The sequence below is a fragment of the Aminobacter sp. P4_D5 genome (genome assembly GCF_056401815.1).
In genome coordinates, this window is record NZ_JBFUIP010001031.1 from 1 (window position 1) to 598 (window position 598).

General features: G+C 73.7%; 2 protein-coding genes. Both read right to left on the reverse strand.

Annotated elements, in window-relative coordinates; all coding sequences use genetic code 11:
• A partial coding sequence (locus tag AC1DWF_RS36480) for an MATE family efflux transporter (protein WP_476843320.1) occupies positions 1 to 393 on the reverse strand: 393 nt, incomplete at its 3' end.
• Positions 390 to 598: NAD(P)/FAD-dependent oxidoreductase (locus AC1DWF_RS36485; RefSeq protein WP_476843321.1), on the reverse strand; the 209-nt coding region annotated here is incomplete at its 5' end. The genes AC1DWF_RS36480 and AC1DWF_RS36485, both read right to left, overlap by 4 nt.

Sequence of the window (598 nt, forward strand, 5' to 3'; positions counted from 1 at the left end):
GCCGCCGATCAGCGGCAGCACCACGCCCGGCAGGATCGCCAGCACGACCACGAACATCGCCGCGAAGCCCAACGCGATCAGCAGGGCGTGCACGGCGAGCTGCGAGGCCTCCTCCTCCTTCTTCGCGCCCAGCGCACGGGCGATGGCGCTCACCACGCCGCCGCCCATGGCCCCGGCCGACATCYGGCCGAGCAGCAGGGAAAAGGGCAGCACCACCGCCCAGCCCGCCAGCGCCGTGCGGCCGAGCCGGGCCGCGATCACCGTCTCCATGAGCAGCGCCGCCACCTGCAGCGCCGACATCAGCGAGGTCGGTGCCGCCAGCGCCAGGATACGGCGCGCGAGCTCACCATGTGTCGGCCGCAGCACGGCGTTCACGGCTTCGGAGGTGCTCATGCGAAGCGCTCCACGCCGAAGGGCGTCAGGTCGGTGTTGGGGGCCGGGCCGAGCATGGCGGCGGCGAGCAGCGCTCCCGTCGGCGCGGAGCCGGTCAGGCCGAGATGCCCATGCCCGAAGGCACACCACAGCCCCGGCCAGGCACGCACGGGCCCTATCACGGGCAGGCTGTCCGGCAGGCAGGGGCGATGGCCCATCCAGTGCG